The sequence below is a fragment of the Escherichia sp. TW09308 genome, from assembly GCF_000208565.1.
GTDB classification, from domain to species: domain Bacteria; phylum Pseudomonadota; class Gammaproteobacteria; order Enterobacterales; family Enterobacteriaceae; genus Escherichia; species Escherichia marmotae.
The window spans coordinates 2,029,969-2,053,722 of sequence record NZ_AEME01000001.1 but is presented as its reverse complement, the minus strand read 5'-3'; the positions used below and the strand labels follow the sequence as shown (position 1 = coordinate 2,053,722).

Here is a 23,754-nt window from a genome sequence, read left to right as displayed (position 1 = left end):
CAGTTACCCCCTGAAGCCTGGCGGGATCGCACTATCCGGTAACGAGACGGTGTTAACCTGTCGGAGTAACGTCTCAGGTCGAACACCTTTCGGCGCGAACAAGCCCTGGTATTCATTGGCGATGCTGTGTCGAATCACCTGCTCAGGTGAAAAACCCTGCTGGCGGAATTTTTCCAGCTCCCGTATCGCCCCGTTAGCGCCCTGCTCCGTTCGAATCGGTTTTCGCAATGCCTGGCGAAATTCAACCCACTCACGCCAAAGCGAGACAGAAATCCAGTTCGGCAAAGCAATATCCAGAGGGTCAAACTTTTTGACACCTCGATTCCCCCGGGGGGGATTTAGGGGGGGATCTGTTTTTAGATCTTTATCTGTATCTTTATTAGTTGCCTTTGTGTTGACATCATGTTCAAACACCACTTCAACATCTGTTTGAACACCTGTTAAATTTCTCTCTTGTTTTGTTTGAACATCTGCTTCCTTTCTGCTTCTTCTGGCCTGAACAGATGCTTTTCCTGCGGCTGATTTTTTGGTTAATTTTTCCCTGACTGATGCCAGATCTTCCTCAATCCGAAGATGCACCCATTCCTCGCCGTTATCGCAAAAAAACTCCTGCAAGGATGGTTCAACATCAGCCCATCGCTCGTTAGTCAGACGGGCAATTTTTGCCAGCCTGTTTTTAGGTATTGGCTTTCCTGTTTGCCAGTAATTGAACATCAGCAACAAATACGCACCATGCTCCTCTGCTGACAAATGCATGGTGTCAGCCAGGTAATCAGCTATGTACAGTTGCATGTATGGTAATGCGGCCATAATTGCCCCGTATGATGCTGCCCGGTGGCTTAGAATAAGCACAAACAGCATGGAAACTTTTGCTTAATGAACAATGACAGAATCGTCGGAAGACCCGCCGCCGCTGAAATGCGCTTTCCGGTAAACGGCTTGGACTGCATCATCATGCGCATCAATTGCCGTACTTAACGCTTCCTGCGCCGCCAGTAATGCACGGCGTTCCAGGGTATCGAAGATGCAGAGTCGGTGACGCAGCTCGCGCGGAAGGATTGCCAGAATTGCTGGGATCAGCTTCTGAATTTTTTCTCTTTGCGTTTTCGTTTCACCTTTCAACCAACGGTGATAGATATTCTGCTGATTATTCCAGTCCTTGCCTGGTACCAGGGGCAATTCGCCGCCCCCCTGGCGCAGATATTCTTCAGTAATGGCATTGGCTACCCATGCCTGCCCTTTTTCGGCTGCCAGGGCTAACAACACTGACTCGATGTGCTCATGCTTGATTTTCATGAATCAACTCCCATCAGCTTTTTCGTAGTAGTTTTATTTCTGCCAATAGTTAAAATTACATCAGCAGAAAATAATCCGTTTGATGCATGAGCGATTTTTTCAGCGTAATTTGTTTCGCCGGTATATTCTGTGCGAGGCAATTTTCCGTTATCCATCCATTTGTAGATTGCTCTTTGGCTGACACCACAAACGTCGGCCACAACAGAAACGCGAACAGTTTTGATTACATCTTCAAGTGTTTTCTGGTTCATATCACCCTCACAATGTGAACTTTGAGTACATGCTATAACAGAACTGACAGTACATTCAAGAGCGAATATCATTGAACTTATGGTTCATGAAGATAAAGCGCGTAAAGAGTTCGCCAGTAGGCTTGCGCTAGCCTGTGAAAACGCTGGTTATGAACAACATGGAAGGCAGGCAGAAATTGCCCGTCGAATGAAATTAACACCAAAAGCGGTTAGCAAATGGTTTAATGGCGAAACAATTCCTCGCCGAGAGAAATTAAGGGAATTAGCAACACTCATTGGAACAACACCAACCTATCTTTTGGGAGAGGATACAGAAGAAAGTGGACAGGTACGTTTCTATCAGGAGTTAAATCCAAGACAAAAAATCATCATTGACCTTCTGGACGAGCTCCCTGACAGTGAGACAGATGAACTTTTAAAAACTCTTGAGGAGAAAAAACAGAAGTACAATGCAATTTACGAAGAGCTAGCACGAAAGAAAAAACAAAAAGCCTCTTAAACCAGCATAAATCCGGTAGCGTCCCCCTCCGGGTTTGTGCTTCACTTTATCCCATCTCATTTTTTTACACACAAAATGTACTTAAAGTACTTTACATCAATGAACACAAAGTACATTATATACCTACCAACCCACCCCGCCCCACAGAACGCAGGGCAATACTTCGAGTTACCAGGCAGTGGTCAGGGGTTAAGTAGCCAGCCCGAGGCGTATGAACATGACGGCAGGGTTCAGATTTTGCAGTGCAGCAGGTTTCAGTTCCGCCACCCGGCGTTAAGGGGAGAGATAAGATGGTGCATTACGAAGTAGTTCAGTATTTGATGGATTGTTGCGGTATCACTTACAACCAGGCTGTGCAGGCTTTACGCAGCAACGACTGGGATCTCTGGCAGGCAGAAGTCGCTATACACAGCAACAAGATGTGAGATTCGCAAAATGCAAAAAATCGACCTCGGCAACAACGAATCCCTGGTGTGCGGCGTGTTCCCCAACCAGGATGGAACGTTCACTGCCATGACGTATACCAAAAGCAAAACATTTAAAACCGAAACTGGTGCGCGCCGATGGTTGGAGAAGCATACAGTAAGCTAACGATTAAAACGTCTACTCCTGCTGTTCCAGAATAACTTCATAAAATGGGAGTATTTTTCGGTGACGAGATAATAAGAACAGTTTGCGCTATCACTCTGATGTTGAATGATGCCCTTCCGTTCTAATTTTTTCATAACCGGGTTACGGCAAGGAGAAGTGATAATAAGATTTCCTGTTTTAAGGAAATCTTTAAATACAGCGATTTCTTTCTCAGATAAACGAAGCAATACTCGTTGCTCTGGTAGTAATGAATAATGCTTTTGAATATGTGCTCGCAATCTTGAGAAGGAAATGGCGACCACGAAAGAAAAGGCAAAAACGATAATCTGAAAGAGCCAAGGTATTTCAGTATAAGCATTGAATGCGACAGTAAACTCTTTCGGTATCAGCCAGAGAGTGAGACCAAAAATGATAATCGTATACATAAGTATTTCGAGTGGCTCGTTAGCAAAAAGTTTCAACAATGGAGTAAATACATCCAACATATCAATAACTCTCAACTGTAAGGGTATTGAAATGTTAACACAAGCTCTCGCTGTAGGGGTATAGCCGAGACCACCGAAGCCCGGAGGTGGTGAAATAAAACCGGGCACAACACGAAGGCGCATTTCCGATATCCATAAAGAGTCGGTCTTGTCTGTTAAATTTAAATGGTGGGAGTGCGCCTCCGGTTGTAAATAACGACATTGCTGTGTGTAGTCCTGGCGGCATCAGTTTTTTTCTTGAAGTTCGGCTGATGTCCGCCCTTTTTAAAGTGAATTTTGTGATGCGGTGAATGCGGCTAAGCGCACGTGGCACAGTTAAAAGTCATGTTAGTCCTTATTGGTTTGGGTGGGAAAGCCGACTGTAATTGTTAACTGGTTGCAGTCACCTGGAGGCACCAGGCACCGCATCAACAAAGTTCATTTGTAAAAATGGAGATAATTATGATTGCACATCACTTCGGAACTGATGAAATACCACGTCAGTGTGTGACTCCTGGCGATTATGTTCTTCATGAAGGCCGGACATATATTGCCTCGGCAAACAATATTAAAAAGCGAAAACTATATATTCGTAACCTGACCACAAAAACATGCATTACTGACCGCATGATTAAAGTCTTCCTCGGTCGTGATGGTTTACCTGTAAAGGCGGAGTCATGGTGATGACTAAGAAAATAAAATGTGCTTACCACCTTTGCAAAAAAGACGTTGAAGAAAGCAAAGCTATTGAAAGAATGCTTCACTTCATGCACGGGATTTTATCAAAAGACGAACCGAGAAAATATTGCAGTGAAGCTTGTGCCGAAAAAGACCAGATGGCACATGAACTTTAATTAATTGACTATTCGAAACTGAATTTATGCCAGAAATGGCAGGTATTCGCTCAACCTTAATTAAGGAGAAAAACATGATTACCAATTATGAAGCCACTGTTGTAACTACCGATGACATTGTTCACGAGGTGAATCTGGAAGGAAAGCGCATTGGCTACGTAATTAAAACAGAAAATAAAGAAACCCCATTCACTGTGGTTGATATCGATGGTCCATCAGGCAACGTAAAAACACTTGATGAAGGTGTCAAAAAAATGTGCCTGGTGCATATCGGAAAGAATCTGCCCGCAGAAAAAAAAGCCGAATTTCTGGCAACTCTAATTGCAATGAAATTAAAAGGTGAAATCTGAAAGAAATAGCCTGCGTATGGCGCAGGCTATGAACAGTGTGTATCCGGCAAGATCATTCACTGAACAAAACGAATTTTAATCTGAGTTGAGGTTAAAAAACAATGAGCACAAAACCACTCTTCCTGTTACGGAAAGCGAAAAAATCATCCGGTGAACCTGACGTCGTCCTGTGGGCAAGCAACGATTTTGAATCGACCTGTGCCACTCTGGACTACCTGATCGTTAAGTCAGGTAAAAAACTGAGCAGCTATTTTAAAGCTGTTGCCACGAATTTTCCTGTCGTTAATGACCTGCCCGCTGAAGGTGAGATCGATTTTACCTGGAGTGAACGCTATCAACTCAGCAAAGACTCCATGACATGGGAACTAAAACCGGGAGCAGCACCAGACAACGCTCACTATCAAGGCAATACCAACGTCAACGGCGAAGACATGACTGAGATTGAGGAGAATATGCTACTCCCAATTTCTGGCCAGGAACTGCCCATTCGTTGGCTTGCTCAACACGGCAGCGAAAAACCGGTAACGCACGTTTCACGCGACGGACTCCAGGCATTACACATTGCTCGGGCTGAAGAACTACCGGCTGTTACTGCCCTGGCTGTTTCCCACAAAACCAGCCTGCTCGACCCGCTGGAAATTCGCGAACTCCACAAACTGGTTCGTGACACTGACAAAGTTTTCCCTAATCCTGGTAATTCAAACCTGGGACTGATAACTGCTTTTTTCGAAGCATACCTGAACGCTGACTACACCGATCGAGGACTGCTGACAAAAGAGTGGATGAAGGGTAATCGTGTTTCACACATCACTCGCACGGCTTCCGGTGCTAATGCTGGCGGCGGAAACCTCACCGATCGCGGCGAAGGTTTCGTACACGATCTGACGTCACTGGCGCGCGACGTAGCCACTGGCGTACTGGCCCGTTCAATGGATCTGGACATCTATAACCTTCATCCGGCACACGCTAAACGCATTGAGGAAATTATCGCTGAAAATAAACCGCCCTTTTCTGTTTTCCGCGACAAATTCATCACCATGCCTGGCGGGCTGGATTATTCCCGCGCCATCGTGGTTGCGTCCGTAAAAGAAGCACCAATTGGGATCGAGGTCATCCCCGCGCACGTCACTGAATATCTGAACAAAGTACTGACTGAAACCGATCATGCCAACCCTGATCCGGAAATCGTGGATATTGCCTGCGGTCGCTCCTCTGCCCCGATGCCGCAGCGAGTAACAGAAGAAGGAAAACAGGATGATGAAGAAAAACCGCAACCATCTGGAACAACGGCAGTTGAACAGGGAGAGGCTGAAACAATGGAACCGGACGCAACTGAACATCATCAGGACACGCAGCCGCTGGATGCTCAGTCACAGGTAAATTCTGTTGATGCGAAATATCAGGAACTGCGGGCAGAACTCCATGAAGCCCGGAAAAACATTCCATCAAAAAATCCTGTCGATGACGATAAATTGCTTGCTGCATCACGTGGTGAATTTGTTGACGGAATTAGCGACCCGAACAATCCGAAATGGGTTAAGGGGATCCAGACTCGCGATTCTGTGTACCAGAACCAGCCAGAAACGGAACAAAACACGCCAGAAACGGAAAAAACCAGCCCGGATGTGAAACAACCTGAGCCAGTAGTGCAACAGGAACCGGAAATAGTCTGCAATGCCTGCGGTCAGACTGGCGGGGATAACTGCCCTGACTGTGGTGCGGTGATGGGCGACGCAACATACCAGGAAACATTCGATGAAGAGAATCAGGTTGAAGCTAAGGAAAATGATCCGGAGGAAATGGAAGGCGCTGAACATCCGCACAATGAGAATGCAGGCAGCGATCCGCATCACGATTGCAGTGATGAAACTGGCGAAGTCGCAGATCCCGTAATCGTAGAAGACATAGAGCCAGGTATTTATTACGGAATTTCGAATGAGAATTACCACGCGGGTCCCGGTGTCAGTAAGTCTCAGCTCGACGACATTGCTGATACTCCGGCACTGTATTTGTGGCGTAAAAATGCCCCCGTGGACACCACAAAGACAAAAACGCTCGATTTAGGAACCGCTTTCCACTGCCGGGTACTTGAACCGGAAGAATTCAGTAACCGCTTTATCGTAGCACCTGAATTTAACCGCCGTACAAACGCCGGAAAAGAAGAAGAGAAAGCGTTTCTGATGGAATGCGCAAGCACAGGAAAAACGGTTATCACTGCGGAAGAAGGCTGGAAAATTGAACTCATGTATCAAAGCGTTATGGCTTTGCCGCTGGGGCAATGGCTTGTTGAAAGCGCCGGACACGCTGAATCATCAATTTACTGGGAAGATCCTGAAACAGGAATTTTGTGTCGGTGCCGTCCGGACAAAATTATCCCTGAATTTCACTGGATTATGGACGTGAAAACTACGGCGGATATTCAACGATTCAAAACCGCTTATTACGACTACCGCTATCACGTTCAGGATGCATTCTACAGTGACGGTTATGAAGCACAGTTTGGAGTGCAGCCAACTTTCGTTTTTCTGGTTGCCAGCACAACTATTGAATGCGGACGTTATCCGGTTGAAATTTTCATGATGGGCGAAGAAGCAAAACTGGCAGGTCAACAGGAATATCACCGCAATCTGCGAACCCTGTCTGACTGCCTGAATACCGATGAATGGCCAGCTATTAAGACATTATCACTGCCCCGCTGGGCTAAGGAATATGCAAATGACTAAGCAACCACCAATCGCAAAAGCCGATCTGCAAAAAACTCAGGGAAACCGTGCACCAGCAGCAGTTAAAAATAGCGACGTGATTAGTTTTATTAACCAGCCATCAATGAAAGAGCAACTGGCAGCAGCTCTTCCACGCCATATGACGGCTGAACGTATGATCCGTATCGCCACCACAGAAATTCGTAAAGTTCCGGCGTTAGGAAACTGTGACACTATGAGTTTTGTCAGTGCGATCGTACAGTGTTCACAGCTCGGACTTGAGCCAGGTAGCGCCCTCGGTCATGCATATTTACTGCCTTTTGGTAATAAAAACGAAAAGAGCGGTAAAAAGAACGTTCAGCTAATCATTGGCTATCGCGGCATGATTGATCTGGCTCGCCGTTCTGGTCAAATCGCCAGCCTGTCAGCCCGTGTTGTCCGTGAAGGTGACGAGTTTAGCTTCGAATTTGGCCTTGATGAAAAGTTAATACACCGCCCGGGAGAAAACGAAGATGCCCCGGTTACCCACGTCTATGCTGTCGCAAGACTGAAAGACGGAGGTACTCAGTTTGAAGTTATGACGCGCAAACAGATTGAGCTGGTGCGCAGCCTGAGTAAAGCTGGTAATAACGGGCCGTGGGTAACTCACTGGGAAGAAATGGCAAAGAAAACGGCTATTCGTCGCCTGTTCAAATATTTGCCCGTATCAATTGAGATCCAGCGTGCAGTATCAATGGATGAAAAGGAACCACTGACAATCGATCCTGCAGATTCCTCTGTATTAACCGGGGAATACAGTGTAATCGATAATTCAGAGGAATAATTCAGCCTGGCGGTGTAATGCACCGCCAACTTGAAATATTTTTTATGAGAAAAATTATGAGATATGACAATGTTAAACCATGTCCATTTTGTGGTTGTCCATCAGTAACGGTGAAAGCCATTTCAGGATATTACCGAGCGAAGTGTAACGGATGCGAATCCCGAACCGGTTATGGTGGAAGTGAAAAAGAAGCACTCGAAAGATGGAATAAACGAACCACTGGAAATAATAATGGAGGTGTTCATGTATAAAATTACCGCCACTATTGAAAAGGAAGGTGGCACTCCTACTAACTGGACAAGATATTCAAAATCTAAACTAACGAAATCAGAATGCGAAAAAATGCTCTCAGGTAAAAAAGAAGCAGGCGTTTCCAGAGAGCAGAAAGTAAAACTGATAAATTTTAATTGCGAGAAACTTCAGTCCTCGAGAATTGCATTGTATTCAAATTAAAACTTCATAGCTGATTATTAATAATCAACATCGGGCGTCAATTTCAGTCTAACATTGGCGCCTGCCAGAGGTGATGCGATGGCACAAGTAATCTTTAATGAAGAGTGGATGGTTGAATACGGCCTGATGCTTCGCACTGGTCTGGGGGCCAGACAAATTGAAGCATACCGCCAGAACTGTTGGGTGGAGGGCTTCCACTTCAAACGAGTATCTCCTTTAGGTAAGCCAGACAGCAAACGAGGGATTATCTGGTACAACTATCCAAAGATAAATCAGTTTATCAAAGACTCATGATATGTCTAAATTACCAACAGGTGTCGAGATTAGAGGTAGATACATTCGCATCTGGTTCATGTTTCGAGGAAAACGATGTCGGGAAACATTAAAAGGCTGGGAGATTACAAACAGTAATATTAAAAAGGCCGGAAATTTAAGAGCGCTGATAGTTCATGAAATAAACTCCGGTGAATTTGAGTATTTAAGACGTTTTCCCCAGTCCAGCACTGGGCCAAAAATGGTGACAACGAGAGTCATAAAAACGTTCGGAGAGCTTTGTGATATCTGGACAAAAATTAAAGAGACAGAGTTAACAACAAACACAATGAAGAAAACGAAATCACAATTAAAAACACTCAGAATAATAATTTGTGAAAGTACCCCGATATCACATATTCGTTATAGCGATATCTTAAACTACCGGAATGAACTGCTGCATGGAGAAACGCTTTACCTGGATAATCCAAGATCCAACAAAAAAGGAAGAACCGTGCGCACAGTTGATAACTATATCGCCCTGCTCTGTTCGCTGTTGCGTTTTGCGTATCAGTCGGGATTTATATCAACCAAACCATTTGAAGGAGTAAAAAAATTACAGCGAAACAGAATAAAGCCTGATCCGTTATCTAAAACAGAATTCAATGCATTAATGGAAAGTGAAAAAGGACAGAGCCAGAACTTGTGGAAATTTGCCGTTTACTCAGGACTTCGTCACGGGGAACTGGCAGCTCTGGCGTGGGAGGATGTGGATCTCGAAAAGGGAATAGTGAATGTCAGAAGAAACCTGACGATACTTGATATGTTCGGTCCCCCAAAAACAAATGCCGGGATCCGAACAGTAACACTACTGCAGCCTGCTCTTGAAGCACTGAAGGAGCAATACAAACTGACCGGGCATCATCGCAAAAGCGAAATCACCTTTTATCATCGGGAGTACGGCAGAACCGAAAAGCAAAAACTGCATTTTGTTTTCATGCCCAGGGTGTGTAACGGAAAACAAAAACCTTATTACTCGGTAAGCAGTTTGGGGGCAAGGTGGAATGCAGCAGTAAAACGTGCTGGTATTCGCCGCCGTAATCCGTACCATACGCGACATACTTTTGCCTGCTGGCTGTTGACGGCAGGAGCGAACCCGGCATTTATAGCCAGCCAAATGGGGCATGAAACTGCGCAGATGGTGTATGAAATTTACGGTATGTGGATTGATGACATGAACGACGAACAGATAGCCATGTTGAATGCGCGGTTATCGTAGTTGCAAAGTTTGCCCCCAATTTGCCCCATTTAGTACCAGAGAACTGAAATAATGCAAGAAAATCAACAAATTAAAAAGAAAGAACAATACAACCTGAACAAATTACAAAAACGCCTGCGCCGCAATGTGGGCGAAGCCATTGCTGACTTCAATATGATTGAAGATGGCGACCGCATTATGGTTTGCCTTTCCGGGGGAAAGACAGCTATACCATGCTGGAGATCCTGCGGAATTTGCAGCAAAGCGCGCCAATCAGTTTTTCGCTGGTTGCCGTTAACCTCGACCAGAAGCAGCCCGGTTTCCCGGAGCACGTCCTGCCGGAGTATCTTGAAAAGCTGGGCGTTGAGTACAAAATTGTTGAAGAGAATACTTATGGGATCGTGAAAGAAAAGATCCCGGAAGGCAAAACCACCTGCTCACTCTGCTCTCGTCTGCGTCGCGGTATTCTTTACCGCACGGCAACAGAACTGGGCGCGACGAAAATCGCACTGGGTCACCATCGTGACGATATCCTGCAAACGCTGTTCTTAAACATGTTCTACGGCGGCAAGATGAAAGGTATGCCACCAAAACTGATGAGCGATGACGGCAAACATATCGTAATTCGTCCGCTGGCTTATTGCCGTGAAAAGGACATTCAGCGTTTTGCCGATGCGAAAGCGTTCCCGATTATTCCGTGCAACCTGTGCGGTTCACAGCCTAACCTGCAACGTCAGGTGATTGCCGATATGTTGCGTGATTGGGATAAGCGTTATCCAGGGCGTATTGAGACAATGTTCAGCGCGATGCAGAATGTGGTGCCGTCACATCTGTGCGATACCAATCTGTTCGATTTCAAAGGCATTACCCACGGTTCTGAAGTGGTTAACGGCGGTGATCTGGCGTTTGATCGCGAAGAGCTACCACTACAACCCGCGGGCTGGCAGCCTGAAGAAGATGAAAATCAGTTGGATGAGTTACGCCTGAATGTGGTTGAAGTGAAATAACCAGGATAGCGCCCGATACGCAAGCTTATCGGGCTATTCTTGTGCTGGCCGGATAAGACGCAACCAGCGTCGCATCCGGCAATTCAACATTTCGTTATTTTAATAACCGCACCCGGCACGTTTTCCCTTTAATCTTTCCGCCCTGTAACTGTTTCCATGCCTTATGGGCAACAGACTGACGCACTGCGACGTAGACATGTGCTGGATGAACGGCAATTTTGCCAATATCTGTGCTATCCAGACCAATATCCCCCGTCAGCGCCCCCAGCACATCGCCTGGACGCATTTTCGCTTTTTTCCCACCATCAATGCACAACGTCGCCATTTCTGCTTCCAGCGGCACAATGGCGCTGCTGGCTGGTGGCGTTTGCCAGTTAAGTTTTATCTGCAACATGTCAGAAATGATATTCGCCCGCTGCGCCTCTTCCGGAGCACAGAAACTGATCGCCAGACCGCTATTCCCCGCTCGCGCAGTACGCCCGATGCGATGTACATGAACTTCAGGGTCCCACGCCAGCTCAAAGTTCACCACCAGCGCAAGAGATTTGATATCCAGACCACGTGCCGCGACATCGGTCGCCACCAGCACACGTGCGCTACCATTGGCAAAACGAACCAACGTCTGATCGCGGTCGCGTTGTTCCAGATCGCCATGTAACGACAATGCACTTTGCCCTACTTCATTCAGAGCATCACACACAGCCTGGCAATCTTTTTTTGTATTACAGAACACCACACAAGATGATGGCTGATGCAAGCTTAATAACCGCTGCAACAACGAAATTTTGCCTTTGCTGGATGTCTCATAAAATTGTTGTTCAATAGGCGGTAAAGCATCTGACGTATCAATCTCAATCGCTAAAGGATCGCGTTGTACACGACCGCTAATCGCGGCAATTGCGTCCGGCCAGGTTGCAGAAAACAGAAGCGTCTGGCGAGAAGCAGGCGCAAAACGGATGACGTCATCAATTGCGTCGCTAAATCCCATATCCAACATACGGTCGGCTTCATCCATTACCAGCGTATTCAGGGTATCCAGCGATACAGTGCCTTTTTGCAGGTGATCGAGCAAACGACCCGGCGTTGCCACGATGATATGCGGCGCATGTTGCAGCGAATCGCGCTGAATGCTGAACGGCTGGCCGCCGCATAAGGTCAAGATTTTGGTATTCGGCAGAAAACGCGCCAGCCGGCGCAACTCTCCGGCAACCTGATCCGCCAGTTCACGGGTCGGGCACAGCACTAAAGCCTGGGTCTGAAACAGCGACGCATCAATTTGCTGTAACAAGCCAAGGCCAAATGCCGCCGTTTTGCCGCTGCCAGTTTTCGCCTGCACGCGAACATCTTTTCCGGCAAGGATCGCCGGAAGCGCGGCGGCCTGCACCGGCGTCATGGTTAAATAGCCCAACTCATTAAGGTTAGTGAGCTGGGCGGGAGGCAAAACGTTCAGGGTAGAAAAAGCGGTCACAATCTATTCTCGTGGTCATCGACGCAAAATTAGCAGGCGCGTATCCTCGCAGATCTACGCTCACGATGCGACAATTTAATCGGTTCTTCATCTGGCGGCGGGTCTGGCATGGGTTGCGGACGAGGGATGGGATCTGGCACTGGTACGGGATCGCCAGGAATGGGTTCAGGGACAGGAATTTGCAAATAAATGAGTGTCGTCATATTTCCCTCCGGTCATGGGGTGGACTCTTAAAGGGTAGACGCTGAAAAATTACAGGCAAAAAAAAGCCGACTCATCTAAGTCGGCGTCGTACGAATCAATTGTGCTATGCAGTAATTCAAAAAAGGAAGTAAGACAATATGGAGCGCAACGCCCATCGCTTGACGTTGCATTCACCTGCGAGGGAGATATTGCCCTGAATGGGTAGAGAGTTTATTGACTTCGCTCAAACTTTACGGCGTTTTTATATACAGGAAGTAGACAAATTTTCTTTTGTTACAACCATTTACTACGATGCAACCATAAAGCAACACCACCAATAAGAACAACTAACAGAATACAAAAAAGCGAAAAGCCGAATTGCCATCCCCCGCCAGGAATACCACCGAGGTTGACACCAAATAACCCAGTTAAAAACGTACTGGGTAAAAAGACCATTGCCATCAACGACATCGTATAAGTACGACGCGCTAAATTTTCCTGCATGACCTGAGCGATTTCATCTGCCATCACGCCGGTTCGGGCAATACAGGCGTCAATCTCATCCAGACCGCGTCCGAGACGATCGGCAATGTCCTGCATTCGGCGGCGTTGGTCGTCATTCATCCACGGCAGACGCTCACTGGCAAGGCGAGCATAAACATCACGCTGCGGTGCCATATAGCGACGCATCACAATTAATTGTTTACGCAGCAACGCCAGGAAACCGCGCGGCGGTATTTGTTGATCGAGCAGATTATCTTCCAGGTCGATAATTTTATCGTGCAGTTGTTCTATAAACTCACTGGAATGATCGGTTAACGCATCACACACATCCACCAGCCAGCCACCACAATCGGTCGGGCCGGTTCCCTCTTCCAGATCGCTAACCACATCATCCAGCGCCAACACTTTACGTTGTCGGGTCGAGACAATTAACCGTCCATCCATATAAACACGCATGGCGACCAGTTGATCGGGACGTTCATCAGTACTGCCATTAATGCAGCGTAAAGTAATCAACGTCCCTTCCCCAAGACGGCTGACCCTGGGCCGCGTGCTTTCCCCCGCCAGCGCATCGCGTACGTTATTTGGCAACAAGGGTGTTGTCGCCAGCCATTGGGCACTGTCATGGTGCACATAATTGAGGTGGAGCCAGCAAGGATGCGCTTCATCTATATCATCTGTATTTTCCAGCGGTTTAACTCCGCCTTTACCATCCAACATCCAGGCAAATACTGCATCCGGGACATTTACGTCCGCTCCCTTAATCACTTCCACAGTGCCTCCATTGTCAACGCATTATTTTGTAGTCTAGTCTTCTGGTCATCTTACGCAACATCTCATCACCCCATTACCCTGAAATGATTAATAAAATCCTGTCAAAATTAAATACAGAAAGCAAAATACTTTTCCTGATTTGAAAACGTGTAAAGCGTTAAATAGCGTCTATCATTATCAGAATTATCTGATCATTTGTCGTGGCATTTTTGCGATCAGGTAGTAACAAAAGATTGATAAAAATAACGGGATTTCAATGACTACGCACAACTTCAATACTCTGGACTTATTAACCAGTCCTGTCTGGATCGTTTCACCCTTTGAAGAACAATTAATTTATGCCAATAGTGCAGCGCGACTTTTGATGCAAGAACTCACCTTTAGTCAGCTACGTACCGGCCTCTATTCCATCTCCTCACAAAACGAGCTTCCTAAATACCTCACAGACTTGCATAACCAGCTCGATATTGTAGAAATTCTCACTGTCCAGCGTAATGGTGAAGAGGCGGCATTAAGCTGCCGATTGACCCTCAAAGAGATGAGTGAGACGGGAAAAGTAATTATCTTCGAAGGAATGGAAACTCCAGCAACACTGGGGTTAAAAGCCAGTCGTTCAGCGAATTATCAGCGTAAAAAACAAGGGTTTTATGCTCGTTTTTTTCTGACCAATTCTGCACCGATGCTGTTAATTGATCCCTCACGTGATGGCCAAATCGTCGATGCTAATCTGGCCGCGCTCAATTTCTACGGCTACAACCATGAAACAATGTGTCAGAAGCACACCTGGGAAATAAATATGCTTGGGCGTCGCATCATGCCAGTCATGCATGAAATTTCACGGTTGCCCGGCGGCCATAAGCCTCTCAATTTTGTCCATAAACTGGCAGATGGCTCCATTCGGCATGTGCAAACTTATGCCGGGCCAATTGAGATTTACGGCGACAGGTTAATGTTATGCATCGTACATGATATTACAGAGCAAAAACGGCTGGAGGAACAACTGGAACATGCAGCCCACCATGATGCACTAACGGGATTACTCAACCGTCGGCAGTTTTATCACATAACCGACCCCGGACAGATGCAGCACCTGGCAATAGCTCAGGATTATAGTTTGTTGCTCATCGACACCGATCGTTTTAAGCATATCAATGACTTATACGGTCATCAGAAAGGAGATGAAGTGTTATGCTCGCTTGCCCATACTCTTGAAAGTTGCGCCCGCAAAGGCGATTTGGTGTTTCGTTGGGGGGGGGAAGAGTTCGTCTTATTGTTGCCGAGAACCCCGTTGGATACTGCACTTTCGTTGGCTGAAACTATCCGCTTGAGCGTGGCAAAAGTGAGTATTTCGGGCTTACCGCGCTTCACAGTCAGTATTGGCGTGGCGCATCACGAAGGAAATGAAAACATCGATGAACTGTTTAAGCGTGTTGATGATGCCTTGTATCGGGCAAAAAATGACGGACGCAACCGCGTGTTAGCCGCCTGATATATTCAAAAACGCGGAAGCGTCATTTAATTATCGACTACGTTTAGCGTGGCGTTCCCAGTTTTCCAGCTTCGCCTGCACCGTTTTACGCAGCGCGACGTAACATGCCCCACTACCGCCATGATGCGGTAGTGCGGTGCAATAGGCCTGTACGTCTTCGAACTCCGTCAGCCAACGCGCCACATAGCTACGAATAATATTCGCGTGTGATTTATCTTCCCGCCCTTTGCCATGAATAATAAGCACATTTCGCAAGCCGTCCGCCAGCGCCTGATGAATAAAACTGAATACCATTTTACGGCACTCCTCCACCGGCTGGCGCAGTAAATTCAGGCTGGCCTGCTGCGGATATTTGCCGCTGCGTAGCTTATCAATCACCCCATATTGCAACCCTTCCCGACGAAATTCCAGCGGCTGGTTTAGTGGAATAATGTCAAGAAATCCGGTGGTGAGAAAATTATCAAGTTGCAGCGTATCTATACGCTGCGGCGCACGTTGGTTACGCGTTGGATGCCAGTAGACATCAGTAGCGCATTTCAGTGGCTGGACATCTTCCATGGCGTCAAGAAACAGCGATTTGTCGTCAGGGTTCATGTAGCATCCTCACGCAATACAGAGCGCGATATAATAACTGTGCCCCATCAGGCCGACAACGGTCTGGCGCAATTTCCCGTATGCAGATTAGGAACAACATATATTACGGCGAAGCATTAATGCATGATGACTCAGTTGTATAGCGGCTGATTTAACTTATATTTTCGTGAAACCGGTCACTGAAGAAAATTGGCAACAGAGTGGTAAAACCGTTATAACACTGTCACCGGCAGACAGGAACCCAGGCCGGAATAAAGACGCGGATGCACTGCTGTGTGTACTGTAGAGTCTGGCGGATGTCGACAGGCTCTATTTTTTTATGCGTGCGCAGAAGATAATCACATTCGCAGACTAAAAACGCGATCAGCAGTGGCTGCCTGCCCCCTTTTTTGCATTGTTTGCACCTCTATATAACTATCAGCACTAATATCTCTGTTTCTCTGACTCCTGCAACGATATAAGCCAGTCGCCAAACTGGATACCTACAATTTGTTAGCCTTACTGTCTCCTCTTATATTCTTGGTGGTATGGCTGCTGATATTGCTGGCATGGTATCTTGTCGGTCTACTGATTAGTCCGGGTTTTACCCACGTTTGTCTTGAGAGAGAACGGATGCTGAGATTACTTGAAGAAAAAATTGCCACCCCATTGGGTCCACTATGGGTGATTTGCGATGAACAATTCCGTCTGCGGGCGGTTGAATGGGAAGAGTACAGTGATCGCATGGTGCAATTGCTGGACATCCATTATCGCAAAGAAGGTTATGAGCGAATTTCCGCAACCAATCCCGGCGGTCTTAGCGACAAACTTCGCGACTATTTTGCCGGTAATCTTAGCATTATTGATACCCTTCCTACCGCTACTGGTGGTACTCCATTTCAGCGGGAAGTGTGGAAAACATTGCGCACTATTCCTTGTGGCCAGGTAATGCATTACGGTCAACTGGCAGAACATCTGGGTCGTCCGGGCGCAGCGCGCGCCGTTGGCGCGGCGAACGGTTCAAATCCGATCAGTATTGTCGTACCTTGCCACCGGGTTATTGGACGAAACGGCACGATGACCGGATATGCAGGCGGAGTGCAGCGAAAAGAGTGGTTATTGCGCCATGAAGGCTATCTACTGCTGTAGACCTTAAACAATTTGTGCCGGTTTGCTCACAGTTTTATGTAAAGCCATCCTTAATAATTTAAGAATTTTCAAGTAGATAGATATATATTTACATCTATTATCGGAATTCTCCGCTGTTAAGGTTTGCTTAGACTTACTTGCTCCCTAAAAAGATGTTAAAATTGACAAATATCAATTACGGCTTGAGCAGACCTATGATCCCGGAAAAGCGAATTATACGGCGCATTCAGTCTGGCGGTTGTGCTATCCATTGCCAGGATTGCAGCATCAGTCAGCTTTGCATCCCGTTCACACTAAACGAACATGAGCTTGATCAGCTTGATAATATCATTGAGCGAAAGAAGCCTATTCAGAAAGGCCAGACGCTGTTTAAGGCTGGTGATGAACTTAAATCGCTTTATGCCATCCGCTCCGGTACGATTAAAAGTTATACCATCACAGAGCAAGGCGACGAGCAAATCACTGGCTTCCATTTAGCAGGCGATCTGGTAGGTTTTGACGCTATTGGCAGCGGTCATCACCCTAGCTTCGCCCAAGCGCTGGAAACGTCAATGGTATGTGAAATCCCGTTCGAAACACTGGACGATCTGTCTGGTAAAATGCCGAATCTGCGTCAGCAGATGATGCGTCTGATGAGCGGTGAAATTAAAGGCGATCAGGACATGATTCTGCTGCTGTCGAAGAAAAATGCAGAAGAACGTCTGGCTGCTTTTATCTACAACCTGTCCCGTCGTTTTGCCCAACGCGGCTTCTCCCCTCGTGAATTCCGCCTGACGATGACTCGTGGCGATATCGGCAACTACCTGGGCCTGACGGTAGAAACCATCAGCCGTCTGCTGGGACGCTTCCAAAAAAGCGGCATGCTGGCAGTCAAAGGTAAATACATCACCATCGAAAATAACGATGCGCTGGCCCTGCTTGCTGGTCATACGCGCAACGTCGCCTGATTTTTCCGCATAATCGACTATCCTTCTGTCATATCATTAAATTTTTCTGATTTATTGATCTGGCAGAAGGTTCATCACTGTTTCATTCACCAGATATGGGTTAATCTTTTAATTACAAACTGCATTGACAGTTGTTGTAAGGAGACCCTGTATGGCTATGTATCAGAACATGCTCGTTGTTATCGATCCTAACCAGGACGATCAACCAGCATTACGGCGAGCTGTTTATTTACATCAACGGATTGGTGGCAAAATTAAAGCTTTTTTGCCGATTTATGATTTCTCATACGAAATGACTACCCTGCTCTCCCCGGACGAGCGCACCGCCATGCGTCAGGGTGTTATCAGTCAGCGAACTGCGTGGATACACGAGCAGGCGAAATATTATCTTAACGCTGGCGTCCCCATTGAAATCAAAGTGGTCTGGCATAACCGTCCTTTCGAAGCCATCATTCAGGAAGTGGTCAGCGGTGGGCACGATTTAGTCCTGAAAATGGCACACCAACATGATCGTCTGGAAGCGGTTATCTTTACCCCTACCGACTGGCATCTGTTGCGTAAATGCCCAAGCCCGGTGTGGATGGTGAAAGATCAACCGTGGCCGGAAGGCGGTAAGGCGTTGGTGGCAGTAAATCTCGCCAGCGAAGAGCCGTATCATAATGCGCTCAATGAAAAACTGGTGAAAGAGACGATTGAACTGGCTGCACAGGTGAATCACACCGAAGTCCATCTGGTTGGCGCGTATCCCGTTACTCCTATTAATATTGCTATTGAGCTGCCGGAATTTGATCCAAGCGTTTATAACGACGCTATCCGCGGACAACATTTGCTGGCGATGAAAGCCCTGCGGCAGAAATTCGGTATTAATGAAAACATGACGCACGTCGAAAAAGGTCTGCCGGAAGAAGTGATTCCTGATCTGGCGGAACATTTGCAGGCAGGAATTGTCGTTCTTGGCACCGTAGGACGAACCGGAATTTCCGCGGCATTCCTTGGCAATACGGCGGAACAGGTGATTGATCATCTCCGTTGCGACCTGCTGGTAATCAAACCCGATCAATACCAGACGCCAGTTGAACTGGATGACGAAGAAGAAGAAGACGACGACGATTAATCGTTCTTTAATTACTCACGAGGCCCGATATTTCGGGCCTTTTCTTCTTGCTTATTTCTCATCGCCGCCGAGGAAATAAATTCCCAGCGGGATTGCCAGCAACACGGTAAAAACCAGGCTGTACACGAAAATCATCGAAGATTGAATCACATACATTGATGTCGTCCAGTCAGACAGCGGAATATTATATTGTTCAATAACACCACCAATGGTTGCGCGAGTCACCACCGACGCCGCAATAATAAAAACCGCCAACAAGCCTAAGAGAAACTTTCTTCCCCTCGCTGACTTTAATTTCATCATGATCATAATGTAATCCTTGTGCAAACAAACTCTCTGTTACTTACGCGTAACAATACCATGACATTTTGTCGTTGTCTGCTCTGAAGGCGTCAGATTGTTGACGTTTATATCATCAATCTATTGATCAATTCGCTGATGTTGCTACTTCCTTCCCTTACTATTGATGATATGAATCATTTGTCGCGGTAAAATAGCCCCGCCAGGGGTTTCCGGCATGACTTCAACCAATCTGGAGGAGCCTGATAAAACAATGATCGCTGAACTGTTTACAAATAATGCGCTTAATCTGGTCATTATTTTCGGTAGCTGCGCAGCATTGATTCTGATGAGCTTTTTGTTTCGTCGTGGGAATCGTAACAAGAAAGGATTCTTATTCCATGCGGTTCAATTTTTGATCTACACCATAATTATTAGTGCTGTTGGCAGCATCATTAATTATGTCATTGAAAATTACAAACTCAAATTTATCACACCAGACGCCGTCGATTTTATTTGTACGTCACTGATTGCGCTTATTCTGACGGTTAAGTTATTCCTTCTGATTAACCAGTTTGAAAAACAACAGATAAAAAAAGGCCGTGATATCACCAGTGCGCGGATTATGTCACGTATCATCAAAATCTGCATAATTGTGGTGATTGTTCTGCTTTACGGTGAACATTTTGGTATGAGCCTTTCCGGGTTGCTGACCTTCGGTGGTATTGGTGGTCTTGCTGTCGGTATGGCCGGTAAAGATATTTTGAGTAACTTCTTTTCCGGGATTATGCTCTATTTCGATCGCCCCTTTAGCATTGGCGACTGGATCCGTTCACCGGACAGAAATATCGAAGGTACGGTGGCAGAAATTGGCTGGCGTATCACTAAAATAAACACCTTTGATCACCGTCCTCTGTACGTGCCAAACTCGCTGTTTTCGTCTATCAGCGTAGAAAACCCGGGACGCATGACCAACCGTCGTATTACTACGACCATCGGTTTACGTTATGAAGACGCGGCAAAAGTGGGTGCCGTTGTCGAAGCAGTACGCGAAATGCTGAAAAATCACCCCGACATCGATCAGCGACAAACCTTACTGGTCTATTTCAACCAGTTTGCTGACTCGTCATTAAATATCATGGTTTATTGCTTTACCAAAACCACGGTATGGGCCGAATGGCTGGCAGTCCAACAGGATGTTTATTTGAAGATTATCGATATTGTACAGTCGCATGGCGCAGATTTTGCCTTCCCAAGCCAGACGTTGTATATGGATAATATTACACCGCCGGATCAGATGAAGTAACAACCCGCAGAAACTGGATGGCGATATACATATTTGCCATCCAGTCTTATTTATTTTTTCAATTAACAGCAGCCAGTGCTACATTATTCTCACCCGCTTTAAACTGAACATACTGTTCTTCAGTACCAAAGAAAACTTCCGACTCAGTGCTGTGGCCGATCCCCGGTACAGTTTCATTCCCTGAATATTGCCAAAGCGTCCAGGGATTGCGCCCCTCAAGCTTCACGCCAGCTTGTCCCCAATACCCCATCCACACCATATACTGCTCAAATCGACTATCCATGAAGTGGGACAGATTATTATGATTGCCATAAAATATAGGGGTCTTATGATAATTTTGATAGACCAGACCAGCAAAGTGCAAAATATCATTACGTGCTTTCGCCATTCCCGATTTTTTAAAACAGGCTAGTTGAGTTGTATCTTCACCTTCAGGGTTTACCAATAAAATACCGGGCGGTAACATATTTGGATCAGCAGGCAGGAGGCTTTTTGCCGTTTCCAGTTGTGCTTCAGGAGTGCGACAAAAATCAAATTTGAAATAACCTCCACGGTCAAATTTTGAATCAGCTAATTGTTTCCAGTGAGACTTAAATGATGAATCAGGACCTCTCCAGCCAACTACTCTCGTATATACAAAACGCGCAGACGATTTTTCCTGAAACAATTTCCAGTCGATCTCACCATCATTAGATGAAATATCATGTCCATGGATCGGATAAATCTCCGGCGTTTTAAAAATACGAATATCAGGACGATGGGGAATTGCACTTACGGGACCATAAGGAATCTCAATTGATTTATTATCTTTTTCTTGATTATCTGCGGGGGAAGAATCTGGCTTATCAATAGAGAATGATGCCACATCGATATTAGTAAACTCTCCTGCTTTTCCCGCAGCCAGTTGAGTCTTATTATCCAGACGACTTGCCGCAGGCTCATTGATGAAGAAGAATCCCCCAGGGCCTGCGGGTATTTCTGTTGCACCAATCCAGGCATCACTTAAATGTAATCCCTTCCCTTGTTCATCCAGCTTTTCATTAATATCTGAATATTGATCGTTAACATAGATAAATAAACTCAACGTTCTGGTTATTCCGGCATAGTATTCTTTCTTACCATCTACCTTTACCATATATGACTTACCAAAACGTTCGTCGGCAACACCATTCGTTACCCCTTTGATAATTGTATCAAAAAAGACACTTCCGCGCTTTGCATCCAGCGAGTAAACCTCTGTTTTATCGTCACCGGCAGCTATTGCATACGCACCCGGATTACTGTACGAGTTAGAGTTACCCGCTCCGATGGTCATGCCATACAAGCCAGAACCAAAGCAAGCATTGACTAAAGTCAGAACATGGAAATAACGCTTTGCCAGAATATTAAGCTGTGCATTCAGCGCTGGCATTTCATACATCCCTTTTGAACCATCGATATCTGTAGCATTACTCAAAACAAATGCCGGTGCTTTATCAGAATTACCATTTTGAGTACCAAAACGCCCATGTCCTGAATAAGCAATTAACAAACGGGCTTTCTTATCAAACATCGTCCCTCTGGCAGGTAGATATTCTTTCAAAAAATAATTAATATTATCCAGCGATGCATCCTGATCTTTTAATAAAATAACCTCATCAAACTTCTGTCCGTTGATAAGAAAATCAGCCATTCTTTGGCCATCTACCGCTGCGGCAGGAATATCCTCATGCAAAAGTGGATATTTTGAAATTGCAATAATCAACCCGATGGAGCGAGTTTTTGCTGCATCCTGATCAGGTATTTTTAATGCGTCACTGATTCGGATATCCAGTCTCCCAGGGTTCTCAGAGCCATAATGGATAAAAAAACGACAATATTCATCAGGGACCATTGCGCCATTTTTGCAAATATCATCTGCCAGGACGTCAGTCATTCCCAGTGATATTCCTGCAATGAACAGCCCAAGGGCCGATTTACATAAAATTAGCCATCGTCTGTTCATAATTTAAAACTCCTGAACACCAAGAGTGGAATAAAACTCAGCAGTCGGTCCTTTATAAATACTGGCATCGAATTTCTTACTCGATCCCAAATTAAGCTGTGCAGCATCGGTAAACTGCCAGATTGCCCATTTTGTCTGGTTAATTGAACGCGGGGTTTCACTGGCCTGTGCCTGATTAGAGTAATCAGCCAGCCACAGTTTATGTTCTGCGACCTGGGCGAAACTATTTTCCCCACCAACGGCATCTTTCCACCACGCACGTGCAGTGTAGATAACCGGTTTACGCCCTAAATCGGCTTCTACCTGCGCGGTAAAAGCCTTGATCATTGTTATAATTTCCGCAGGTTTGCGCTTCTGCCAGCGGTCCTTACCCGTTAATGAATCCACATCCCACTCAACATCCACTGCCGGTGGCATGTCTGTCGCCCTTAGCCCACCGTTAGCTTTGATAACTTTGACAAACGTCATTGCCTGCTTGCGTCCCCACAATTCTGCGTCGTCTGCCGGTGTACCGCTGGAAAGAAAGTGGTAGGCTCCACGGTGAAGTTTTATCCCTCGTTCAGTATCGCCGGCCCGCTGCCAAAAGCCGGCGAATTCAGGATCAACATAACGTGTTCCTTGACTGGACTTCATATACAAGAACACAGACTTATTTTTTGCCAACAGTTCGATCGGGAAGTTCCTGCCGTTATGATGGCTGATATCCACACCAAATAAAGAACTGGGTCGTGGTTGATTCAATACTGAATCGTAAGCAACATCAGCCGGAAATTTAAAATATTTTTTTACAGCAAAGGAATCAAACTCTTTATCACGCGAAGGATCCGATTCCAGAATTTTCACAAACAATTCTTGCCGGGAGAGATCATTCGTTAAGTTTTCCAGTCCCAGCGATGAGGCATCGGGCAGTGATTCTGCGGCCAGCGTTAAAGAGGAATAATTAATGAATAATAACGAGATAACTAACGGAATAGCTGAAAGTTTTTTCATTTTACCACCCCATTTTTTAGCTGTATGTCTGTTTTCTAATGAAGATATTTCACCAGGAATGCAATTCACTTTACGTTGTAAAGAAAAGTAAAGCACAGCTTATATTCAGCGTATGTAATACACCTGACAAATAAAACATTTGATTATTATTTATGTTCGATATTGCCAGAAAACTTCAAAATTCCATCGTTGGA

General features: G+C 45.9%; 29 protein-coding genes and 2 pseudogenes. 19 read left to right on the top strand and 12 right to left on the bottom strand.

The genetic code is table 11. From position 1 onward, the window contains the following. Positions 1-3: 3 nt before the first annotated feature. From ESM_RS0109865 to ESM_RS0109855, 3 genes are read right to left on the bottom strand one after another with little or no spacing between them, the layout of a single operon-like run. Positions 4-861: a YdaU family protein gene (locus tag ESM_RS0109865; protein ID WP_000899746.1), complete on the bottom strand. Its 858-nt coding sequence runs from the start codon at positions 859-861 to the stop codon at positions 4-6. 12 nt (positions 862-873) lie between these two features. Further along, positions 874-1,296 carry a toxin YdaT family protein gene (locus tag ESM_RS0109860; protein WP_000693802.1) on the bottom strand — a complete coding sequence of 141 codons (423 nt, stop codon included), beginning with the start codon at positions 1,294-1,296 and terminating at the stop codon, positions 874-876. After that, positions 1,293-1,547, bottom strand: a complete 255-nt coding sequence (locus ESM_RS0109855; protein WP_001072343.1) for a helix-turn-helix transcriptional regulator — start codon at positions 1,545-1,547, stop codon at positions 1,293-1,295. Before ESM_RS0109855 ends, ESM_RS0109860 begins: the two co-directional genes overlap by 4 nt. Positions 1,548-1,626: 79 nt before the next feature. Here ESM_RS0109855 and ESM_RS1000000125890 point away from each other — a divergent pair, with 79 nt between their 5' ends. The 3 genes from ESM_RS1000000125890 to ESM_RS1000000125885 all read left to right on the top strand — a co-directional run bounded on the left by ESM_RS1000000125890 (position 1,627) and on the right by ESM_RS1000000125885 (position 2,637). Continuing rightward, positions 1,627-2,046, top strand: a complete 420-nt coding sequence (locus tag ESM_RS1000000125890) for a helix-turn-helix domain-containing protein (protein WP_000233320.1) — start codon at positions 1,627-1,629, stop codon at positions 2,044-2,046. 290 nt (positions 2,047-2,336) lie between these two features. Next, on the top strand, positions 2,337-2,471 hold the full coding sequence (locus ESM_RS1000000129375) for a hypothetical protein (protein ID WP_000233808.1): 135 nt from the start codon (positions 2,337-2,339) through the stop codon (positions 2,469-2,471). 10 nt (positions 2,472-2,481) lie between these two features. Further along, the gene (locus ESM_RS1000000125885) at positions 2,482-2,637 is read left to right on the top strand and encodes a YdaF family protein (protein WP_001169151.1); all 156 of its coding nucleotides are present in this window, start codon (positions 2,482-2,484) and stop codon (positions 2,635-2,637) included. Here the strand turns inward: ESM_RS1000000125885 and ESM_RS0109835 are convergent. Further along, positions 2,634-3,122, bottom strand: coding sequence for a superinfection exclusion B family protein (locus tag ESM_RS0109835; RefSeq protein WP_010377803.1), 489 nt, complete (start codon positions 3,120-3,122; stop codon positions 2,634-2,636). The two genes, ESM_RS1000000125885 and ESM_RS0109835, sit on opposite strands and share 4 nt — an antisense overlap. A 441-nt stretch (positions 3,123-3,563) precedes the next feature. On the opposite strand from ESM_RS0109835, the gene kilR reads away from it, so the two are divergent. From kilR to ttcA, 10 genes and pseudogenes are all read left to right on the top strand, one after another. Next, on the top strand, positions 3,564-3,785 hold the full coding sequence (gene kilR / locus ESM_RS0109830; protein WP_000560223.1) for a killing protein KilR: 222 nt from the start codon (positions 3,564-3,566) through the stop codon (positions 3,783-3,785). Next, complete coding sequence (locus ESM_RS01000000124540; protein ID WP_001352098.1) at positions 3,785-3,955, top strand: YdaE family protein; 171 nt, start codon at positions 3,785-3,787, stop codon at positions 3,953-3,955. Before kilR ends, ESM_RS01000000124540 begins: the two co-directional genes overlap by 1 nt. A 74-nt stretch (positions 3,956-4,029) precedes the next feature. After that, positions 4,030-4,305 carry a protein RacC gene (locus ESM_RS0109820; protein ID WP_000632297.1) on the top strand — a complete coding sequence of 92 codons (276 nt, stop codon included), beginning with the start codon at positions 4,030-4,032 and terminating at the stop codon, positions 4,303-4,305. A gap of 101 nt (positions 4,306-4,406) precedes the next feature. Further along, positions 4,407-7,028 (top strand): exodeoxyribonuclease VIII, encoded by a 2,622-nt coding sequence (gene recE, locus ESM_RS0109815; RefSeq protein ID WP_000105144.1) that lies wholly within the window; start codon positions 4,407-4,409, stop codon positions 7,026-7,028. After that, a complete protein-coding gene (gene recT, locus ESM_RS0109810) occupies positions 7,021-7,830 on the top strand; it encodes a recombination protein RecT (protein ID WP_000166319.1) in 810 nt (269 codons plus the stop codon). Before recE ends, recT begins: the two co-directional genes overlap by 8 nt. Before the next feature lie 56 nt (positions 7,831-7,886). Continuing rightward, the gene (gene ralR / locus ESM_RS01000000124535) at positions 7,887-8,081 is read left to right on the top strand and encodes a type I toxin-antitoxin system endodeoxyribonuclease toxin RalR (protein WP_001317028.1); all 195 of its coding nucleotides are present in this window, start codon (positions 7,887-7,889) and stop codon (positions 8,079-8,081) included. Continuing rightward, the gene (rcbA, locus tag ESM_RS0109805; protein ID WP_000276809.1) at positions 8,074-8,283 is read left to right on the top strand and encodes a double-strand break reduction protein RcbA; all 210 of its coding nucleotides are present in this window, start codon (positions 8,074-8,076) and stop codon (positions 8,281-8,283) included. The genes ralR and rcbA overlap by 8 nt, the downstream gene beginning before the upstream one ends. Positions 8,284-8,361: 78 nt before the next feature. Beyond that, a complete protein-coding gene (gene xisR / locus ESM_RS0109800; protein ID WP_000079604.1) occupies positions 8,362-8,577 on the top strand; it encodes an excisionase XisR in 216 nt (71 codons plus the stop codon). Between the two features lies 1 nt (position 8,578). Continuing rightward, positions 8,579-9,814 (top strand): tyrosine-type recombinase/integrase, encoded by a 1,236-nt coding sequence (locus ESM_RS1000000126530; protein ID WP_000040856.1) that lies wholly within the window; start codon positions 8,579-8,581, stop codon positions 9,812-9,814. Positions 9,815-9,865: 51 nt separating this feature from the next. Next, a pseudogene (ttcA, locus tag ESM_RS01000000124525) lies at positions 9,866-10,800 on the top strand (tRNA 2-thiocytidine(32) synthetase TtcA). A 94-nt stretch (positions 10,801-10,894) separates the two neighbouring features. Here ttcA and dbpA read toward each other — a convergent pair. The 4 genes from dbpA to ESM_RS1000000129085 form a co-directional block, all read right to left on the bottom strand. Continuing rightward, on the bottom strand, positions 10,895-12,268 hold the full coding sequence (dbpA, locus tag ESM_RS0109785; protein WP_000123768.1) for an ATP-dependent RNA helicase DbpA: 1,374 nt from the start codon (positions 12,266-12,268) through the stop codon (positions 10,895-10,897). A gap of 29 nt (positions 12,269-12,297) precedes the next feature. After that, positions 12,298-12,471, bottom strand: a complete 174-nt coding sequence (gene ynaL, locus ESM_RS1000000128700; protein ID WP_001296046.1) for a proline-rich small protein YnaL — start codon at positions 12,469-12,471, stop codon at positions 12,298-12,300. A 274-nt stretch (positions 12,472-12,745) separates the two neighbouring features. Next, positions 12,746-13,729 carry a zinc transporter ZntB gene (zntB, locus tag ESM_RS0109780; protein WP_000452014.1) on the bottom strand — a complete coding sequence of 328 codons (984 nt, stop codon included), beginning with the start codon at positions 13,727-13,729 and terminating at the stop codon, positions 12,746-12,748. 13 nt (positions 13,730-13,742) lie between these two features. Continuing rightward, entirely contained in the window at positions 13,743-13,790 is a 48-nt protein-coding gene (locus ESM_RS1000000129085) for a hypothetical protein (RefSeq protein ID WP_214678597.1), read from the bottom strand. A gap of 195 nt (positions 13,791-13,985) precedes the next feature. On the opposite strand from ESM_RS1000000129085, the gene ESM_RS0109775 reads away from it, so the two are divergent. Beyond that, positions 13,986-15,218, top strand: coding sequence for a sensor domain-containing diguanylate cyclase (locus ESM_RS0109775; protein ID WP_000207190.1), 1,233 nt, complete (start codon positions 13,986-13,988; stop codon positions 15,216-15,218). Positions 15,219-15,248: 30 nt separating this feature from the next. On the opposite strand, the gene smrA is transcribed toward ESM_RS0109775, so the two are convergent. After that, positions 15,249-15,812, bottom strand: a complete 564-nt coding sequence (smrA, locus tag ESM_RS0109770) for a DNA endonuclease SmrA (RefSeq protein ID WP_001067537.1) — start codon at positions 15,810-15,812, stop codon at positions 15,249-15,251. 447 nt (positions 15,813-16,259) lie between these two features. On the opposite strand from smrA, the pseudogene ESM_RS1000000129640 reads away from it, so the two are divergent. The 4 genes and pseudogenes from ESM_RS1000000129640 to uspE all read left to right on the top strand — a co-directional run. Continuing rightward, a pseudogene (locus ESM_RS1000000129640) lies at positions 16,260-16,414 on the top strand (p-aminobenzoyl-glutamate transporter); the annotation flags it as partial. 10 nt (positions 16,415-16,424) lie between these two features. Further along, entirely contained in the window at positions 16,425-16,940 is a 516-nt protein-coding gene (gene ogt / locus ESM_RS0109765) for a methylated-DNA--[protein]-cysteine S-methyltransferase (RefSeq protein ID WP_001516468.1), read from the top strand. 194 nt (positions 16,941-17,134) lie between these two features. Further along, positions 17,135-17,887 carry a fumarate/nitrate reduction transcriptional regulator Fnr gene (gene fnr / locus ESM_RS0109760; RefSeq protein ID WP_000611910.1) on the top strand — a complete coding sequence of 251 codons (753 nt, stop codon included), beginning with the start codon at positions 17,135-17,137 and terminating at the stop codon, positions 17,885-17,887. A gap of 151 nt (positions 17,888-18,038) precedes the next feature. Further along, positions 18,039-19,001 (top strand): universal stress protein UspE, encoded by a 963-nt coding sequence (uspE, locus tag ESM_RS0109755; RefSeq protein ID WP_001262133.1) that lies wholly within the window; start codon positions 18,039-18,041, stop codon positions 18,999-19,001. A 51-nt stretch (positions 19,002-19,052) separates the two neighbouring features. On the opposite strand, the gene ESM_RS0109750 is transcribed toward uspE, so the two are convergent. Further along, on the bottom strand, positions 19,053-19,310 hold the full coding sequence (locus ESM_RS0109750; protein WP_000605648.1) for a DUF2534 family protein: 258 nt from the start codon (positions 19,308-19,310) through the stop codon (positions 19,053-19,055). A 244-nt stretch (positions 19,311-19,554) separates the two neighbouring features. On the opposite strand from ESM_RS0109750, the gene ynaI reads away from it, so the two are divergent. Beyond that, on the top strand, positions 19,555-20,586 hold the full coding sequence (gene ynaI, locus ESM_RS0109745; RefSeq protein ID WP_001516470.1) for a low conductance mechanosensitive channel YnaI: 1,032 nt from the start codon (positions 19,555-19,557) through the stop codon (positions 20,584-20,586). 58 nt (positions 20,587-20,644) lie between these two features. On the opposite strand, the gene ESM_RS0109740 is transcribed toward ynaI, so the two are convergent. Together ESM_RS0109740 and ESM_RS0109735 are read right to left on the bottom strand one after the other, a co-directional pair. After that, entirely contained in the window at positions 20,645-22,570 is a 1,926-nt protein-coding gene (locus ESM_RS0109740) for a GH25 family lysozyme (RefSeq protein WP_024257678.1), read from the bottom strand. A 3-nt stretch (positions 22,571-22,573) separates the two neighbouring features. Further along, on the bottom strand, positions 22,574-23,656 hold the full coding sequence (locus tag ESM_RS0109735; protein ID WP_233432056.1) for a glycoside hydrolase family 25 protein: 1,083 nt from the start codon (positions 23,654-23,656) through the stop codon (positions 22,574-22,576). Positions 23,657-23,754: the final 98 nt, after the last annotated feature.

Coding starts and splice junctions, on each gene's coding strand:
- recE (WP_000105144.1), top strand. CDS start 4,407: ATGAGCACAAAACCACTCTTCCTGTTACGGAAAGCGAAAAAATCATCC.
- ralR (WP_001317028.1), top strand. CDS start 7,887: ATGAGATATGACAATGTTAAACCATGTCCATTTTGTGGTTGTCCATCA.
- uspE (WP_001262133.1), top strand. CDS start 18,039: ATGGCTATGTATCAGAACATGCTCGTTGTTATCGATCCTAACCAGGAC.
- ESM_RS0109860 (WP_000693802.1), bottom strand. CDS start 1,296: ATGAAAATCAAGCATGAGCACATCGAGTCAGTGTTGTTAGCCCTGGCA.
- fnr (WP_000611910.1), top strand. CDS start 17,135: ATGATCCCGGAAAAGCGAATTATACGGCGCATTCAGTCTGGCGGTTGT.
- ESM_RS0109835 (WP_010377803.1), bottom strand. CDS start 3,122: ATGTTGGATGTATTTACTCCATTGTTGAAACTTTTTGCTAACGAGCCA.
- ESM_RS1000000129375 (WP_000233808.1), top strand. CDS start 2,337: ATGGTGCATTACGAAGTAGTTCAGTATTTGATGGATTGTTGCGGTATC.
- smrA (WP_001067537.1), bottom strand. CDS start 15,812: ATGAACCCTGACGACAAATCGCTGTTTCTTGACGCCATGGAAGATGTC.
- ynaL (WP_001296046.1), bottom strand. CDS start 12,471: ATGACGACACTCATTTATTTGCAAATTCCTGTCCCTGAACCCATTCCT.
- ESM_RS01000000124540 (WP_001352098.1), top strand. CDS start 3,785: ATGACTAAGAAAATAAAATGTGCTTACCACCTTTGCAAAAAAGACGTT.
- kilR (WP_000560223.1), top strand. CDS start 3,564: ATGATTGCACATCACTTCGGAACTGATGAAATACCACGTCAGTGTGTG.
- ESM_RS0109855 (WP_001072343.1), bottom strand. CDS start 1,547: ATGAACCAGAAAACACTTGAAGATGTAATCAAAACTGTTCGCGTTTCT.
- ogt (WP_001516468.1), top strand. CDS start 16,425: ATGCTGAGATTACTTGAAGAAAAAATTGCCACCCCATTGGGTCCACTA.
- ESM_RS0109750 (WP_000605648.1), bottom strand. CDS start 19,310: ATGATCATGATGAAATTAAAGTCAGCGAGGGGAAGAAAGTTTCTCTTA.
- ESM_RS0109820 (WP_000632297.1), top strand. CDS start 4,030: ATGATTACCAATTATGAAGCCACTGTTGTAACTACCGATGACATTGTT.
- ESM_RS0109740 (WP_024257678.1), bottom strand. CDS start 22,570: ATGAACAGACGATGGCTAATTTTATGTAAATCGGCCCTTGGGCTGTTC.
- xisR (WP_000079604.1), top strand. CDS start 8,362: ATGGCACAAGTAATCTTTAATGAAGAGTGGATGGTTGAATACGGCCTG.
- rcbA (WP_000276809.1), top strand. CDS start 8,074: ATGTATAAAATTACCGCCACTATTGAAAAGGAAGGTGGCACTCCTACT.
- ESM_RS1000000125890 (WP_000233320.1), top strand. CDS start 1,627: ATGGTTCATGAAGATAAAGCGCGTAAAGAGTTCGCCAGTAGGCTTGCG.
- ynaI (WP_001516470.1), top strand. CDS start 19,555: ATGATCGCTGAACTGTTTACAAATAATGCGCTTAATCTGGTCATTATT.
- ESM_RS1000000125885 (WP_001169151.1), top strand. CDS start 2,482: ATGCAAAAAATCGACCTCGGCAACAACGAATCCCTGGTGTGCGGCGTG.
- recT (WP_000166319.1), top strand. CDS start 7,021: ATGACTAAGCAACCACCAATCGCAAAAGCCGATCTGCAAAAAACTCAG.
- ESM_RS1000000126530 (WP_000040856.1), top strand. CDS start 8,579: ATGTCTAAATTACCAACAGGTGTCGAGATTAGAGGTAGATACATTCGC.
- ESM_RS0109865 (WP_000899746.1), bottom strand. CDS start 861: ATGCTGTTTGTGCTTATTCTAAGCCACCGGGCAGCATCATACGGGGCA.
- ESM_RS0109775 (WP_000207190.1), top strand. CDS start 13,986: ATGACTACGCACAACTTCAATACTCTGGACTTATTAACCAGTCCTGTC.